This window comes from Janthinobacterium sp. FT14W, from assembly GCF_009208755.1.
Taxonomy (GTDB): Bacteria; Pseudomonadota; Gammaproteobacteria; order Burkholderiales; family Burkholderiaceae_D; genus Janthinobacterium; species Janthinobacterium violaceinigrum.
This window is the reverse complement of record NZ_WFLL01000001.1, coordinates 224890-238649: the sequence shown is the minus strand read 5'-3', so window position 1 is coordinate 238649 and position 13760 is coordinate 224890. Positions and strand designations below refer to the sequence as shown.

Annotated in this window: 13 protein-coding genes; 9 read left to right on the top strand and 4 right to left on the bottom strand. The window is 62.7% G+C overall.

The window, feature by feature from the left end; genetic code table 11:
* Positions 1–15: 15 nt before the first annotated feature.
* The gene (locus GCN74_RS01050) at positions 16–1242 is read left to right on the top strand and encodes a 6-phosphofructokinase (protein WP_152254931.1); all 1227 of its coding nucleotides are present in this window, start codon (positions 16–18) and stop codon (positions 1240–1242) included.
* Here GCN74_RS01050 and GCN74_RS01045 read toward each other — a convergent pair.
* Positions 1239–2087, bottom strand: coding sequence for an IclR family transcriptional regulator (locus GCN74_RS01045; protein WP_152254930.1), 849 nt, complete (start codon positions 2085–2087; stop codon positions 1239–1241). The two genes, GCN74_RS01050 and GCN74_RS01045, sit on opposite strands and share 4 nt — an antisense overlap.
* 163 nt (positions 2088–2250) lie before the next feature.
* On the opposite strand from GCN74_RS01045, the gene GCN74_RS01040 reads away from it, so the two are divergent.
* Together GCN74_RS01040 and GCN74_RS01035 are read left to right on the top strand one after the other, a co-directional pair.
* A complete protein-coding gene (locus tag GCN74_RS01040) occupies positions 2251–3867 on the top strand; it encodes a GMC family oxidoreductase (RefSeq protein WP_152254929.1) in 1617 nt (538 codons plus the stop codon).
* 124 nt (positions 3868–3991) lie between these two features.
* Positions 3992–5323 (top strand): MFS transporter, encoded by a 1332-nt coding sequence (locus GCN74_RS01035; protein ID WP_152254928.1) that lies wholly within the window; start codon positions 3992–3994, stop codon positions 5321–5323.
* Positions 5324–5387: 64 nt separating this feature from the next.
* On the opposite strand, the gene purM is transcribed toward GCN74_RS01035, so the two are convergent.
* The gene (gene purM, locus GCN74_RS01030) at positions 5388–6431 is read right to left on the bottom strand and encodes a phosphoribosylformylglycinamidine cyclo-ligase (RefSeq protein ID WP_096238012.1); all 1044 of its coding nucleotides are present in this window, start codon (positions 6429–6431) and stop codon (positions 5388–5390) included.
* A gap of 187 nt (positions 6432–6618) precedes the next feature.
* Here purM and GCN74_RS01025 point away from each other — a divergent pair, with 187 nt between their 5' ends.
* From GCN74_RS01025 to panB, 6 genes are all read left to right on the top strand, one after another.
* On the top strand, positions 6619–7701 hold the full coding sequence (locus GCN74_RS01025; RefSeq protein WP_152254927.1) for an AI-2E family transporter: 1083 nt from the start codon (positions 6619–6621) through the stop codon (positions 7699–7701).
* A 76-nt stretch (positions 7702–7777) separates the two neighbouring features.
* Positions 7778–8446 carry a DnaA regulatory inactivator Hda gene (hda, locus tag GCN74_RS01020; protein ID WP_152254926.1) on the top strand — a complete coding sequence of 223 codons (669 nt, stop codon included), beginning with the start codon at positions 7778–7780 and terminating at the stop codon, positions 8444–8446.
* Positions 8446–9117: an HAD family hydrolase gene (locus tag GCN74_RS01015; protein WP_152255138.1), complete on the top strand. Its 672-nt coding sequence runs from the start codon at positions 8446–8448 to the stop codon at positions 9115–9117. Before hda ends, GCN74_RS01015 begins: the two co-directional genes overlap by 1 nt.
* Positions 9110–10483: a polynucleotide adenylyltransferase PcnB gene (pcnB, locus tag GCN74_RS01010; RefSeq protein WP_152254925.1), complete on the top strand. Its 1374-nt coding sequence runs from the start codon at positions 9110–9112 to the stop codon at positions 10481–10483. The genes GCN74_RS01015 and pcnB overlap by 8 nt, the downstream gene beginning before the upstream one ends.
* Before the next feature lie 8 nt (positions 10484–10491).
* A complete protein-coding gene (gene folK, locus GCN74_RS01005) occupies positions 10492–10980 on the top strand; it encodes a 2-amino-4-hydroxy-6-hydroxymethyldihydropteridine diphosphokinase (RefSeq protein ID WP_152254924.1) in 489 nt (162 codons plus the stop codon).
* 108 nt (positions 10981–11088) lie between these two features.
* Complete coding sequence (panB, locus tag GCN74_RS01000) at positions 11089–11964, top strand: 3-methyl-2-oxobutanoate hydroxymethyltransferase (protein ID WP_193316919.1); 876 nt, start codon at positions 11089–11091, stop codon at positions 11962–11964.
* A gap of 6 nt (positions 11965–11970) precedes the next feature.
* Here the strand turns inward: panB and GCN74_RS00995 are convergent, their stop codons facing one another.
* Positions 11971–12303, bottom strand: a complete 333-nt coding sequence (locus tag GCN74_RS00995) for a helix-turn-helix transcriptional regulator (RefSeq protein ID WP_152254923.1) — start codon at positions 12301–12303, stop codon at positions 11971–11973.
* 1 nt (position 12304) lies between these two features.
* Positions 12305–13597: a type II toxin-antitoxin system HipA family toxin gene (locus GCN74_RS00990; RefSeq protein ID WP_152254922.1), complete on the bottom strand. Its 1293-nt coding sequence runs from the start codon at positions 13595–13597 to the stop codon at positions 12305–12307.
* Positions 13598–13760 lie beyond the last annotated feature (163 nt).

Here is a 13760-nt window from a genome sequence, read left to right as displayed (position 1 = left end):
TTACGAGGAAATCCCATGCCGTCTGGAAAAATTCTTGTCGCCCAGGGAGGCGGTCCCACCGCCGTCATCAACCAATCGCTGGTGGGTGTGGTGCTCGAATCACGGCGCTTCCAGCACGTCACGCGCGTGTATGGCGCGCTGCACGGCGTGCGCGGCATCATCAATGAAGAGTTCGTCGACCTGACGCAGGAAACCAGCCACAACCTGGAACTGGTGGCCGCCACGCCGTCCTCGGCGCTGGGCTCCACGCGCGACAAGCCGGACATCGCCTACTGCCAGCAAATCTTCGAAGTGCTGCGCGCACACGAGATCGAACACTTCTTTTACATCGGCGGCAATGACTCGTCCGACACGGTGCGCATCGTCAGCGAGGAAGCGCACAAGGCCGGCTATCCGCTGCGCTGCATCCACATCCCGAAAACCATCGACAACGACCTGGTGGGCAGCGACCACACACCGGGCTTTCCTTCGGCCGCGCGCTTCGTCGCGCAGGCATTCGCGGGCGCCAACCTCGACAACGCGGCCTTGCCCGGCGTCTACGTGGGCGTGGTGATGGGCCGCCACGCGGGCTTTCTGACGGCCGCCTCGGCGCTGGGCAAGAAGTTCCCCGACGACGGCCCGCACCTGATCTACCTGCCCGAGCGCGTCTTCGTGCTCGATCACTTCCTCGCCGACGTGAAAGCCGCGTATGCAAAATATGGCCGCTGCGTGATCGCCGTCTCGGAAGGCATCCACGATGCGTCGGGCGAGCCGATCGCCAGCCTGCTGGCCAAACAGGTGGGCAATGAGGTGGAGCGCGATGCGCACGGCAACGTGCAGCTGTCGGGCACGGGCGCGCTGGCCGACCTGCTGTGCGACGAGATCAAGGCGAAGCTGGGCATCAAGCGCGTGCGCGGCGATACCTTCGGCTATCTGCAGCGCTCCTTCATCGGCTGCGTCTCTGATGTAGATCAACGCGAAGCCCGCGAAGTGGGAGAAAAGGCCGTGCAGTTCGCCATGTGGGGCGACCGCGACGGTTCCGTCGCCATCAAGCGCACGGGCTTTTATTCCGTCGATTACGAGTTGCTGCCCCTTTCCGATGTGGCGGGCAAGACGCGCACCATGGAAGATGAATTCATCAGCGCCAGCGGCACGGACGTGACGGATGCCTTCCGCCTGTATCTGCGTCCGCTGCTCGGTTCCGGCATGCCCGATGCGTTCCGCCTGCGCGCCGCCAAGGTAGCGAAAGTCTTGAAGCCTTAGTGGCTTTCCGCCAGCAATAGCGGCCGCAGCTTGACGGCCGCCTCCTTCAGCTGCGGCACGTGCTGCATCAGTTGCTCCACGGATTTGCGCGCCACGGGCGCGTGGCAGGCCACGGCCGCCACGATGCGCCCGTCGGCCGCGCAGATGGGCACGGCCACGGCCACCATGCCGTGCACGAATTCCTCGTCATCGATGCCGATGCCCAGGCGGGCGATGCGCACGATCTCGCGCTCGAGCAGCACGGGGTCCGTGATGCTTTTCGGCGTGCGCGCCTGCAAGGTCAGCATGGCCAGCAATTCGCGCCGCTCCAGTAACGTCATGTGCGCCAAAAACAGCTTGCCGCTGGCCGTGCAATGCATGGGCGCGCGCGTGCCCAGCACCAGGTGCAAGCGCAGCGGTTCCTGGGTTTCCACCCGGTCCACATACACGATCGCATTGCCCTCTGGAATGGCCAGATTGCACGTCTCGCCCGTGGCCGCCACCAGGGTGCCCAGGATGCTGCGGCTGACGCGGATCAGGGCATTGTTGCGCAAGGTGGCCAGCGCGAGGTTGGTGGACGCGGCGCCGGGCACGTAGCCGCGCCCCACGGGCGTGCGCAGCACATAGCCGTGCTGCTCCAGCGTATCGAGCAGGCGCATCATGCTGGCCTTGGGCACCTGCATGCGCGCGGCCAGCTGCGACAGGGTCAGCGGCTGGCTGGCGCTGGCCAGGTGCTCGATCAGGCGCAGCACGCGCAAGCCCCGCGCCTCGTCGCCATGACTGGCCGCGGCAGCGGCGCCTGCCTGTCCACCTGCCGCACCACTCTCTTCGGCCTCGGCCGGCCGTTTTTGAAACGCATCATGCATGTTCTGTTTCACCTCTCGCGTATGCGGTGGTTTCCGCTTGTCCCGGTGCCGCACGTCTTTTATAAATGGAACCAGATGTTCCAAAAATAATCAATAAAGACCAGTGTATCGCAAAAAACGCCCGCCGAGGCGGCTCGATACCGCAACGCAGGAGACAAGAGCAATGTTGCAAACACACTACGATTACATCGTCGTCGGTGCCGGTTCGGCCGGCTGCGTACTGGCCAACCGCCTGTCGCACGACGGCAATAAGCAGGTATTGCTGCTGGAAGCGGGCGGCAAGGACAACAATCCCTGGATACACGTGCCGGTCGGCTATTTCAAGACCATGCACGACCCGAACCTGGACTGGTGCTACCGCACGGAAGCGGACGCCGGCATCGCCGGACGCCAGTTGCAATGGCCGCGCGGCAAGGTGTTGGGCGGCTCCAGCTCGCTCAACGGCTTGCTGTACGTGCGGGGCCAGAAAGAGGATTACGACCGCTGGGCCGAGCTGGGCAATGCAGGCTGGAGCTATGCCGAGGTGCTGCCCTACTTTAAGAAATCGGAAGACCAGGAACGGGGCGCCAGCGATTACCACGGCGTGGGCGGTCCCCTGAAAGTGTCGGACCTGCGCCTGCGCCGTCCCATCGCCGAACATTTTATTGCGGGCGCCACGGAAAGCGGCATCCCCTTCAATGCCGATTACAACGGCGCCACGCAGGAAGGCGTGGGCTACTTCCAGCAGACGGCCAGCAAGGGCTTGCGCTGGAGCACGGCGAAAGCCTTCTTGCGTCCGGCCCGCAAGCGCGCCAACCTGCGCGTGGAAGTGCGCGCGCAGATCACGCGCGTGCTGTTCGAGGGCAAGCGCGCCGTCGGCATCGAGTACAGGCAGGATGGCCAGCTGCGCCAGGCGCGTGCCGACGGCGAAGTGATTTTATGCGCGGGCGCCATCGGCTCGCCGCAAATCCTGCAATGCTCGGGCGTGGGACCGCGCGCCCTGCTGGCTGACGTGGGCGTGCCGCTCGTGCACGACTTGCCCGGCGTGGGACAGAACCTGCAAGACCACCTGCAGATCCGCCTGGTCTTCAAGACGCGCCTGAAAACCCTGAACGATGAAGTCAACAGCCTGTGGGGCAAGCTGTGGGTGGGCATGCAATATGTGTTTTCCCGCTCCGGCCCCCTCACGTTGGCGGCCAGCCAGGTGACGGTATTTACCAGGTCTTCGCCCGAGGTGGAGCGGCCCGACATCCAGTTCCACATGCAGCCGCTCAGCGCCGACAAGCCGGGCGAGGGCGCGCATCCGTTTTCCGCGTTCACGTCGTCCGTGTGCCAGCTGCGCCCGCACAGCCGCGGCCACGTGTCGATCAAATCCAGCGATCCCCTAGCCTACCCGGGCATCTACCCGAACTACCTGTCCGATCCCCGCGACCAGCAGACGGCGATTGCCGCCCTGCGCGTGGCGCGCCGCATCGCCGCCGCCCCATCGCTGGCGCCGCACATCATTTCCGAGTTCGTGCCTGGCCCGCAGTTCGAGACGGATGCGCAGCTGCTGGACGCGGCGCGCCGTTTCAGCCAGTCCATCTACCACCCCAGCGGCACCTGCAAGATGGGCCACGACGCCATGGCCGTCGTCGATGACCGCCTGCGCGTGCATGGCTTGCAGAACCTGCGCGTGGTCGATGCGTCGATCATGCCGGAAATCGTCTCGGGCAATACGAATGCGCCCACCATCATGATCGCCGAAAAAGCGGCCGACATGATCCTGGCGGACGCCGTGCGCCTGCCGCAGGCGGCCTGACCCACCCGTTCCATTCCCAGCAAGGAGGAGGCCAACGGCGGGCAGAGCGGCCCGCCTCCAATGACTCGGCAAGCAGCCCAGCATCAAAAAACACATAATCGATATCGATTGGAGACTAGATATTATGGATAACAATCCGCACAATCCGAAAAAGGCCAAAGAGCTACGGAAAGTCGTGATGGCCAGCGTGATCGGCGCCACCATCGAGTGGTACGACTTCTTTTTATACGGCGTGGTGGCCGGCATCGTGTTCAGCAAACTGTATTTCCCGGGCGGCGATCCGCTCGTTTCGACCATGCTGGCCTATGGCACCTTTGCCGTGGGCTTCTTGTCGCGTCCCATCGGCGGCGTGATCTTCGGCCACTTCGGCGACAAGATCGGCCGCAAGAGCATGCTGGTCATGACCCTGATGATCATGGGCATCTCCACCTTCCTGATCGGCGTGCTGCCCACCTATGAGCACATCGGCTACTGGGCGCCAGGCCTGCTGCTGTTCCTGCGCGTGCTGCAGGGCATCGGCCTGGGCGGCGAATGGGGCGGCGCCGTGCTGATGGCGTATGAATATGCGCCGCCGAAGGAGCGCGGCTTCTATGCGAGCCTGCCGCAGATCGGCCTGGCCATCGGCCTGTGCCTCGCTTCCGGCGTGGTGGCCATCCTGTCGTACAGCTTGAGCGATGCGCAGTTCCTGTCCTGGGGCTGGCGCGTGGCCTTCATCCTGTCGGCGGCCCTCGTCTTCATCGGCATGTGGATACGTTTGAACGTGATGGAAACGCCGGAATTCCAGGCCGTCAAGGAAAAGAACGCGGAGACGCAGATCCCGTTCTTCGACCTCTTGAAACGCTATCCGGGCAACGTCTTGAAAGGCATGGGCGCGCGCTACATCGACGGCGTGTTCTTCAATATCTTCGGCGTGTTTTCCATCACCTACCTGACCAATACCATCAAGATAGACCGCACGGAAGCGCTGATGGGCGTGATGGCGTCGGCCGTCGTGATGTGCTTCTGCATCCCGTTCTTCGGCCGCCTGTCGGACCGCATCGGCCGCAGCAAGGTGTTTTTCTGGGGTTCGCTGATCACGGGCGTGTCGTCGATTCCCGCCTTCTGGATCATGCTCAACCACGCCGACAATCCGCTGCTGCTGTGGTGTTCCGTGATCATCCCCCTGGGCGTGCTGTATTCGGCCGTGTACGGCCCGGAAGCGGCCCTGTTCTGCGACCTGTTCGACGCCAAGGTGCGCTACACGGGCATCTCCTTCGTGTACCAGTTCTCCGGCATCTTCGCCAGCGGCCTGACGCCCATCATCGCCACCTACCTGCTGAAGACGGGCAATGGCGAACCGTGGCACATCGTCGGCTACATCCTGTTCGCCTCCCTCGTCTCGGCCGTCAGCGTGGCCATGATCGGCAAAGGCGGCGCGCAGCCGGAAGGGGGCATGAAGCCGGCGCACGCAAGGTAGGCGCAGGCACGTAAAAAAAGGCAGGCCTCTTGCGAGTGCCTGCCTTTTTCATGCGAACGACAACTTAGATGACGATGGTCTGGTGCTCGTCGCCCACGCGGGCACGGATGGTGCCGATGCGCGAGACGCTTTCGCCGGCCGCTTGCAGCTGGGCGATGGCGGCGTCCGCGTTTTCCTGCGAGACGATGACGGTCATGCCGATGCCGCAGTTGAAGACGCGGTGCATTTCGGCGTCAGCCACGCCGCCATGCTGTTGCAGCCATGTGAACAGCGGCGGCATGGTCCATGCCTTCGAGTCCAGCTCGGCCACCAGGCCAGGTTGCAGCACGCGCGGGATGTTTTCCACCAGGCCGCCGCCGGTGATGTGCACCATGCCCTTGACTTCCATGGCATCCATCAGCGCCAGCAGCGGCTTGACGTAGATGCGCGTCGGCTGCATCAGCACGTCGGCCAGCTTGCGGCCGTGGAAGTCGCCTTCCAGGTCAGGTTTCGCCACTTCGATGATCTTGCGCACCAGCGAATAGCCGTTCGAGTGCACGCCCGACGAGGCCAGGCCCAGCACCACGTCGCCCGGGGCGATCTTGGTGCCGTCGATGATTTTCGATTTTTCCACGGCGCCGACGGCAAAACCTGCCAGGTCGTATTCGCCGGCCGGGTACATGCTCGGCATTTCCGCCGTTTCGCCGCCGATCAGCGCGCAACCGGCTTGCTCGCACCCCTGGGCGATGCCCTTGATGACGTCGGTGGCGATGGCCACGTCCAGCTTGCCGCAAGCGAAGTAGTCGAGGAAGAACAGGGGCTCGGCGCCTTGCACCAGGATGTCGTTGACGCTCATGGCGACCAGGTCGATGCCGACCGTGTCATGGCGGTTCAGTTCGAATGCCAGGCGCAATTTGGTGCCCACGCCGTCGGTGCCCGAAACCAGCACCGGCTCCTTGTACTTCTTGCTGATTTCAAACATGGCGCCAAAACCGCCCAGGCCGCCCATCACGCCTTCGCGCAGGGTGCGCTTGGCAAACGGCTTGATTGCTTCGACTAAAGCGTCGCCTGCGTCGATATCGACGCCAGCGTCACGGTAGGAAAGGGAAACATTAGAAGTCTGGTTCATGGTGTGGTGGCAGCGGAGGCGGTAAAATAGAAGGCGGATACCCGCAAGCACGCGCGCGCATGGATGTTTTTGACATCCTGCGACAGGCGGCCAGCCGGTGAATTCGGTCGATCAAGACGCTATTTTATCAAACTGCCCCCGCGATTTCGTAATTAACTGCCTTTTTTTAACGCAACAACACAACTCCATGCCATTTCCGATCAGCGCCGAACAGAAGCAAACAGCATTTTGGATCGCGGTCTGGCTGGCATTTTTGCTGTTGCTCGTCAGCCTGGGCCCCATCCTGACGCCCTTCCTGGCCGCCGCCATCCTCGCCTACGTGCTCAATCCCGGCGTGGACCGCCTGCAGCGGCTGCACTACCAGCGTTTTTACCTGCCCCGTCCCCTGGCCGTGCTCATCGTCGTAGTGTTGTTTTTCCTCGCGATTACGGCGCTGGTGCTGATCGTCGTGCCCGTGCTGCAGAAGGAAATCCCCCTGCTGCAGGCGCAGATTCCCCAGTTTCTCAGCAAGGCCAACGAATTCCTGGCGCCCAAACTGCGCGACCTGGGCATCCGCGTGCGCCTGGACGGCACGGGCATCAAGCGCATGCTGAGCCAGCAGATGGCCACCAGCGGCGATGAAATCTGGAGCACCGTGCTGGCCTCGGCCCGTATCGGCGGCACGGCCGTGCTGGGCTGGCTGGCCACCGTCGTGCTCATCCCCGTGGTGCTGTTCTACCTGTTGCTGGACTGGCACCCGATGCTGGCGCGCATCGCCGGCGCCGTGCCGCGCCGCTGGGTGGGCCGCACGGTGGGCATGGCGCAGGAAGTCGATACCCTGCTGGCGCAATACCTGCGCGGCCAGCTGCTCGTCATGCTGGTGCTGGCCACGTACTACTCGGTGGCGCTGGCCATCGCCGGCTTCGAAGTGGCATTGCCTGTGGGCATCATCACGGGCTTGCTGGTGTTTATACCCTACCTGGGCTTCGGCCTGGGACTGATGCTGGCGCTGATTGCCGCCCTGCTGCAGTTTGCCGACTGGAGCGGCGTGATCGCCGTGGCCGTCATCTATGGCTGCGGCCAGGTCATCGAGGGCTTTTTCCTCACGCCGCGCCTGGTGGGCGAGCGCATCGGATTGAATCCGCTGGCCGTGATCTTCGCCTTATTGGCCTTCGGACAACTGTTTGGTTTCGTCGGCGTTCTGCTGGCTTTGCCCGCTTCTGCCGTCCTGATGGTCGCTTTTAAGCATCTAAGACGCCACTACCTCTCCAGCAGCTTCTATAATACCTAATAAAAGCGGATATCATATCAACCTAGCAATACCACGATGCACATGCAGTAATGAAAAACAGGACAAGGCGTACGCCATGAAACAACTGGTGCTCGATTTAGGCACAGACCAGGCGCACAGCCTCGATACCTTCGAGGTGGGACAGAATGCCGAAGTGGCGCAGCTGATGCGCCACTTCGCCGCGCGTACCTCGCGCGAACATTTTGCCTACCTGTGGGGCGAACTGGCTGCCGGCAAGAGCCATCTGCTCAAGGCCCTGGCCAGCACCGAGCGCGCGCGCTACATTTCGCCATTCTCGATCGAGTCCGAATTCGTGTATTCGCCTGACGTGGATCTGTACCTGCTCGACGACTGCGAAAAGCTGTCGCCGCTGGCGCAGATCGACGCCTTTGCCCTGTTCAATGAAATCCGCGCCAACAAGGCATTCATGGTATGCAGCGGCGCCGTGCCGCCGGCCGTGCTGCCCGTACGCGAAGACTTGCGCACGCGCATGGGCTGGGGCCTGATCTATCAAATCCACGGCTTGACGGACGATGAAAAAATCGCCGCCCTGACCCAGGCGGCCACCACCCGCGGCTTGACCTTATCGCCGGGCGTGTTACCCTATCTGCTGTCCCATTTCCGGCGCGACATGCGTTCGCTGTCGACGATGCTGGACTCTCTCGACCTCTACTCCCTGGAAACCCAACGCCCGATCACCTTGCCTTTATTGCGCGAGTTGCTGCAGGCGGAAGCGAAAGAATGATGAATCTGGCCCTGTTTGACCTCGACCACACCCTGCTGCCCATCGACTCGGATCACGAGTGGGGCGAATTCCTGGTACGCATCGGTGCCGTGGACGCCGCCGAATTCACCCGCCGCAACGACGAATTTTTCGCGCAATACCAGGCCGGCACCCTGGACCCCGTGGAATACCTGGAGTTTTCCCTGGGCACCCTGGCGCAGTTCCCGCGCGAACGCCTGGAAGCGCTGCACAAGCAGTTCATGGCCGAAGTGGTCTTGCCGGCCATCCGCCCCGAAGTCGTGGCCCTGCTGAAACAGCACCAGGACGCGGGCGACCTGCTGGCCATCGTCACGGCCACCAACCATTTCATCACCAAGCCCATCGCCGATGCGCTGGGCGTCGAGCACCTGCTGGCCGCCATGCCCGAATATGACGCCGAGGGCAATGTCACGGGCAAGCTGCTGGGCACGCCGACCCTGGGCGCGGGCAAGCTGACCCACACCCATGCCTGGCTGGAAAAGATGGGCAAGGACCTGGGACAGTTCGAGCGCAGCTATTTTTACAGCGATTCACACAACGATATTCCCTTGCTGTCCGTCGTTACCCACCCTGTCGCGACCAATCCCAACACCGCTTTGAGCGCACACGCATCCCTCCACGGCTGGCCATCACTCCACTTATTCAATGATTAAAAAATTCATCCGCAAGATCCTCGGCGTTAAAAAAGAGGCAGCGCGCGACACCACGGCACCCGTGGTGCTCGGTCCTGCGCAACACGGAATCGACCCGAAACTGGTGTCGTCGAATGCCATCCGCGTCACCAGCAGCCTGCAGGAAGCGGGCTTCGAGGCCTTCGTCGTCGGTGGCGCCGTGCGCGACCTGCTGCTGGGCGTCAAACCCAAGGACTTCGACATCGCCACCAACGCCACGCCGGAGCAGGTCAAGCGACTGTTCCGCCGCGCCTTCATCATCGGCAAGCGCTTCCAGATCGTGCACGTGATGTTCGGCCAGGATCTGCTGGAAGTGACGACCTTCCGCGGCGCCGGTGCCGACTCGGCGCCCAAGGATGAACATGGCCGCGTCCTGCGCGACAATACCTTCGGCCTGCAGCACGAGGATGCGCTGCGCCGCGACTTCACCATCAACGCCATGTACTACAATCCGGCCACGCAGGAAGTGCTGGACTACCATGGCGGCGTGGAAGACATCCGCGCCCAGACCTTGCGCATGATCGGCAAGCCGGAAGAACGCTACCGCGAAGACCCCGTGCGCATGCTGCGCGTGGTGCGCTTTGCCGCCAAGCTGAAATTCACCATCGAGCCGGCCACCGCCGCGCCTATCCCCGTCATGGCTCCGCTGATCAACAACGTGCCCGCGCCGCGCGTGTTCGACGAAATGCTGAAACTGCTGATGAGCGGCCACGCGCTGGCCTGCCTGCAGCAGCTGCGCAAGGAAGGCTTGCATCACGGCCTGCTGCCGCTGCTCGACGTGGTGCTGGAGCAGCCGCTGGGCGCGAAATTCGTCACCCTGGCGCTGGACGCCACGGATGCCCGCATCGCCGCCGGCAAGACCGTCTCGCCGGGCTTTTTGTTTGCCTCGCTGCTGTGGCACCAGGTGCTGGAAAAATGGACGGCCTACCGCGCCGCCGGCGAGTCGACCATCCCCGCGCTGCACCTGGCGGCCGACGACGTGCTCGATTCGCAGACGGAAAAACTGGCCCTGCAGCGCAAGATCGGCTCCGACATGCGCGACATCTGGTCGATGCAGCCGCGCTTCGAGCGCAGGGTCGGCAAGGCCCCGTACAAGCTGCTGGAGCACCTGCGCTTCCGCGCCGGCTACGACTTCCTGCTGCTGCGCTGCGCCTCGGGCGAGATCGACATGGACATCGGCGAATGGTGGACGGCCTTCTACGAAGGCGACGAGGAAACGCGCGAAGCGCTGCTCGTCAGCGCCAATGCCGCGCCGGGCGCCGTCAAGAAGAAGCGTCCGCCACGCCGCAGCACGCGCAGCAAGACGGGCACCGGCGGCTCGACCACCGGCAGCACCAGCGGCGAGTAAACGCAGTCATGCAGACAGCAACGGAAGTTATCGCTTACATCGGCATCGGCGCGAACCTGGGCGACGCGCGCGCCAACGTGCAGGATGCGCTTGCGCGCCTGGCGCGCCTGCCCGGCGCCAGCCTGCTGGACGCCTCGGCCAGCTACCGCACGGCGCCCATCGATTCGAGCGGCGACGACTACATCAATGCCGTGGCGCGCATCGCGACCACCCTGCCGGCAGGGGAGCTGTTGCAAGCCCTGCACGCCATCGAGGCGACGCATGGGCGCGAGCGGCCCTACCGCAACGCCCCGCGCACGCTGGACCTGGACTTGCTGCTGTACGGCGACGAGCAGATCGCCAGCGCCACCCTGACGGTACCGCATCCGCGCCTCACCGAGCGCGCCTTCGTGCTGGTGCCGCTGCTGGCCCTGGCGCCCGACATCGCCGTGCCCGGCCTGGGGCCCGCGCAGGACTACCTGGCAGCCGTGGCCGGCCAGTCCATCAGCCAGCTCTGAGCCGTTTCGCTCGCATCCTCTACAATGCCGCTCCTGCAGCGCGCCGCATAAAGTACTACACTAGCGGCGTCGCAATCGCATCACCCCCTTTCACTCTAGAGAATACCTATGTCCGCTTATTTGCAAGGAACAGATCTGGCCGCAAAAGACAAGGCCGCCGCACCGGTGCCGGCGCCGTCCAAACCTGTCGCCAACAAAGCCGTGACCATCCACACCCTGGCCACGCTGCGCGCCGCCGGCGAGAAGATCACCATGCTGACCTGCTATGACGCCAGCTTCGCGTCGCTGATGGACCGCTGCGGCGTGGAGATCCTGCTGATCGGCGATTCGCTCGGCATGGTCTGCAACGGCCACAACTCCACCCTGCCCGTCACCGTGGCCGAACTGGCCTATCACACGGCATCCGTGGCACGCGGCTGCAAGTCGGCCATGATCATGTCGGACCTGCCGTTCGGCGCGTACGGCACGCCCGAAACAGCCTATGCCAACGCCGTCATCCTGATGCAGGCTGGCGCGCACATGATCAAGATCGAGGGCGGCGCGTGGCTGGCCGACACCGTGAAGTTCCTCAGCGAACGCGGCATCCCCATCTGCGCCCACATCGGCCTGACGCCGCAATCGGTGCACCAGCTGGGCGGTTATAAAGTACAGGGCAAGAGCACGGAAAGCGCCACGGAGCTGAAGAACGACGCGCTGACGCTGCAGAACGCGGGCGCCGCCATCGTGCTGATGGAAGCGATGCCGTCGCAGTTGGGCAAGGAAGTGACCGAGATGCTGACGATACCGACCATCGGCATCGGTGCAGGCCCCGACTGTTCGGGCCAGGTGCTCGTCATGCACGACATGCTGGGCGTGTTTCCAGGCCGCAAGGCGCGCTTCGTGCGCAACTTCATGGAAGGCGCGGCCAGCATCGACGACGCCGTCACCGGCTATGTGAAAGCCGTCAAGGATGGCAGCTTCCCGGCGCTGGAACACTGCTTCTGATCTAGCCTATTGAGGTGATATCGCCCCGGCACTCGCCGGGGCGATTTTTTTTTCGCGCAGCGTTTCTGTCCGTACAAACGCCACCTCCAGTCCAAAGAACTGCCCGATGCGGTTCAGCGTGTGGATGGTCGGATTGCCCTTGCCACCCTCGATCTCTTTGATGACCTTCGTACTCACCCCGCGGTGCGCCGCAAACTCTGCCTGCGTCATGCGCGAGATGGCGCGCATTTCCTTGACGGCGTGCTGTAGCGTGACTGCGCCTGCTTCTATGGCTTCGTAAAGCACCGCCCTGCGCTGCCGCAACTCTTCCTTGTCAACGGTCTTTTTCGTACGCGCCATGTCAGTGCTCTCCCAATGCCTTGAGCTGTTCGATCTGCCCGGCGATATGTGGCCGAAGGAAAGCAATGATGTCATCATCCACGCCTGCCTCCTGCATATGCTGTTCCAGCGCAAGCAGGTGCTGGGAAAATCCGTATAACGCGAGGCGGATCTGCTTGCGCTCCACGTCCGGCATGCCAATCGTGGCCAGTATCGTCGTCCAGTCATGCAACTCGTTTTTGGTGTCCGGGTGATACCAGCGCGCCGCGCGTGGTATGCCATCCGGGTCCAGGTACATGGGCGCAAAATCGAACAGCGGCGTGAGGCGCACCTCGGCGCCGACTTGTTGTACCGCCGTATTGCGTGCATGATTGTCGGTATTGCGCATGGCCAGGTTCAAAATATCGCGTTTAAGAAATTCAATAGTTTCCGCCGTCTTGTCGCTGACGACGGCACGCAGCGCCTGCAATAGTACGAACTGGCTGGGCGTGGCGTCAAAACCAACGATACCTGCCAGCGAAGCGGCGCTTTCCTGATGCAGTCGCAGCACTTTTCCATCCCGGATACGGCGGTCAAAACGGGGAATGAACAAGGTATCGTCCTGGTAGCGCAGCTGGCCTTCGGTGCGCAAGCCCATCGCGCGTGCCACAGTCATGTATGCGGCTTCATTTCTCAATACCTTGGCGTCGCTGGCGGTCTTTCCACGCGGACGCTTGACGATGAAATGGGCAGCCGCGTCCTGATCCGCCAAGGCGCCATCGGCATGCCAGAGACCGGCATGGTCAGTGGTCAGCAGATATTTCGGCGCCGCTCCTTGCACCCCCAGACTGCCGGCGGCCAGCATGCCATGTATCAGCATGCGCTCATTGAAGGCATCGCCGCGACCTATGATCTCGTCCAGTGAAAAGCCGGCCAGCGGCTTGCCCTTGTCATGGCGATTCATATGTTGTACGTAGTACTGCACGGCCTCGGCGATGCGCACGCGCCCGACGGGATTGAATGCGCCGGCACACGCCAGGGGAAAGTCGGCAGCCGGACCATCGGCCAGTTGAAGCTGCCCAAGCAGATATGTCCGTCCGCTTCCCTGGGGAATCAGGTCAAAAAGGAAAGCTGGCCATTGCGCCAGCTTCTGCATCGCTGCCGTGACGGGGAATCGCAGCGAGACGGGTCCACTCTCGAGCTTGAAGAAGGCGTAATCGAGGTCATACTCAAACAGGGCAGTGGTGCGTGGATTGCCGCCTGCAGGTTCAAGCAAAGTCAGCGATGCGCAATCGTGCCACGCATCATCATGAAAAATTTGAAAATGGCACTGCATGGCGGCTCCACTGGGTCTTATAGTAGCTAATTGTGTTCAGTTTATCCTTAAATTAGCACTTATACGATCCAAATTTCATCAAGCACATTGCCGCACAAAAAAACAATAGACCTTAAAAGAACTATTTTAAGCCATTAATGCCAATAATTAGTCCTTTTAAGTG

Excerpts from the sequence above, each read along its gene's own strand:
- GCN74_RS01035 (WP_152254928.1), top strand. The coding sequence starts at position 3,992 with ATGGATAACAATCCGCACAATCCGAAAAAGGCCAAAGAGCTACGGAAA.
- panB (WP_193316919.1), top strand. The coding sequence starts at position 11,089 with ATGTCCGCTTATTTGCAAGGAACAGATCTGGCCGCAAAAGACAAGGCC.
- pcnB (WP_152254925.1), top strand. The coding sequence starts at position 9,110 with ATGATTAAAAAATTCATCCGCAAGATCCTCGGCGTTAAAAAAGAGGCA.
- GCN74_RS00990 (WP_152254922.1), bottom strand. The coding sequence starts at position 13,597 with ATGCAGTGCCATTTTCAAATTTTTCATGATGATGCGTGGCACGATTGC.
- purM (WP_096238012.1), bottom strand. The coding sequence starts at position 6,431 with ATGAACCAGACTTCTAATGTTTCCCTTTCCTACCGTGACGCTGGCGTC.
- GCN74_RS01025 (WP_152254927.1), top strand. The coding sequence starts at position 6,619 with ATGCCATTTCCGATCAGCGCCGAACAGAAGCAAACAGCATTTTGGATC.
- GCN74_RS01040 (WP_152254929.1), top strand. The coding sequence starts at position 2,251 with ATGTTGCAAACACACTACGATTACATCGTCGTCGGTGCCGGTTCGGCC.
- GCN74_RS01050 (WP_152254931.1), top strand. The coding sequence starts at position 16 with ATGCCGTCTGGAAAAATTCTTGTCGCCCAGGGAGGCGGTCCCACCGCC.
- GCN74_RS01045 (WP_152254930.1), bottom strand. The coding sequence starts at position 2,087 with ATGCATGATGCGTTTCAAAAACGGCCGGCCGAGGCCGAAGAGAGTGGT.
- hda (WP_152254926.1), top strand. The coding sequence starts at position 7,778 with ATGAAACAACTGGTGCTCGATTTAGGCACAGACCAGGCGCACAGCCTC.
- folK (WP_152254924.1), top strand. The coding sequence starts at position 10,492 with ATGCAGACAGCAACGGAAGTTATCGCTTACATCGGCATCGGCGCGAAC.
- GCN74_RS00995 (WP_152254923.1), bottom strand. The coding sequence starts at position 12,303 with ATGGCGCGTACGAAAAAGACCGTTGACAAGGAAGAGTTGCGGCAGCGC.
- GCN74_RS01015 (WP_152255138.1), top strand. The coding sequence starts at position 8,446 with ATGAATCTGGCCCTGTTTGACCTCGACCACACCCTGCTGCCCATCGAC.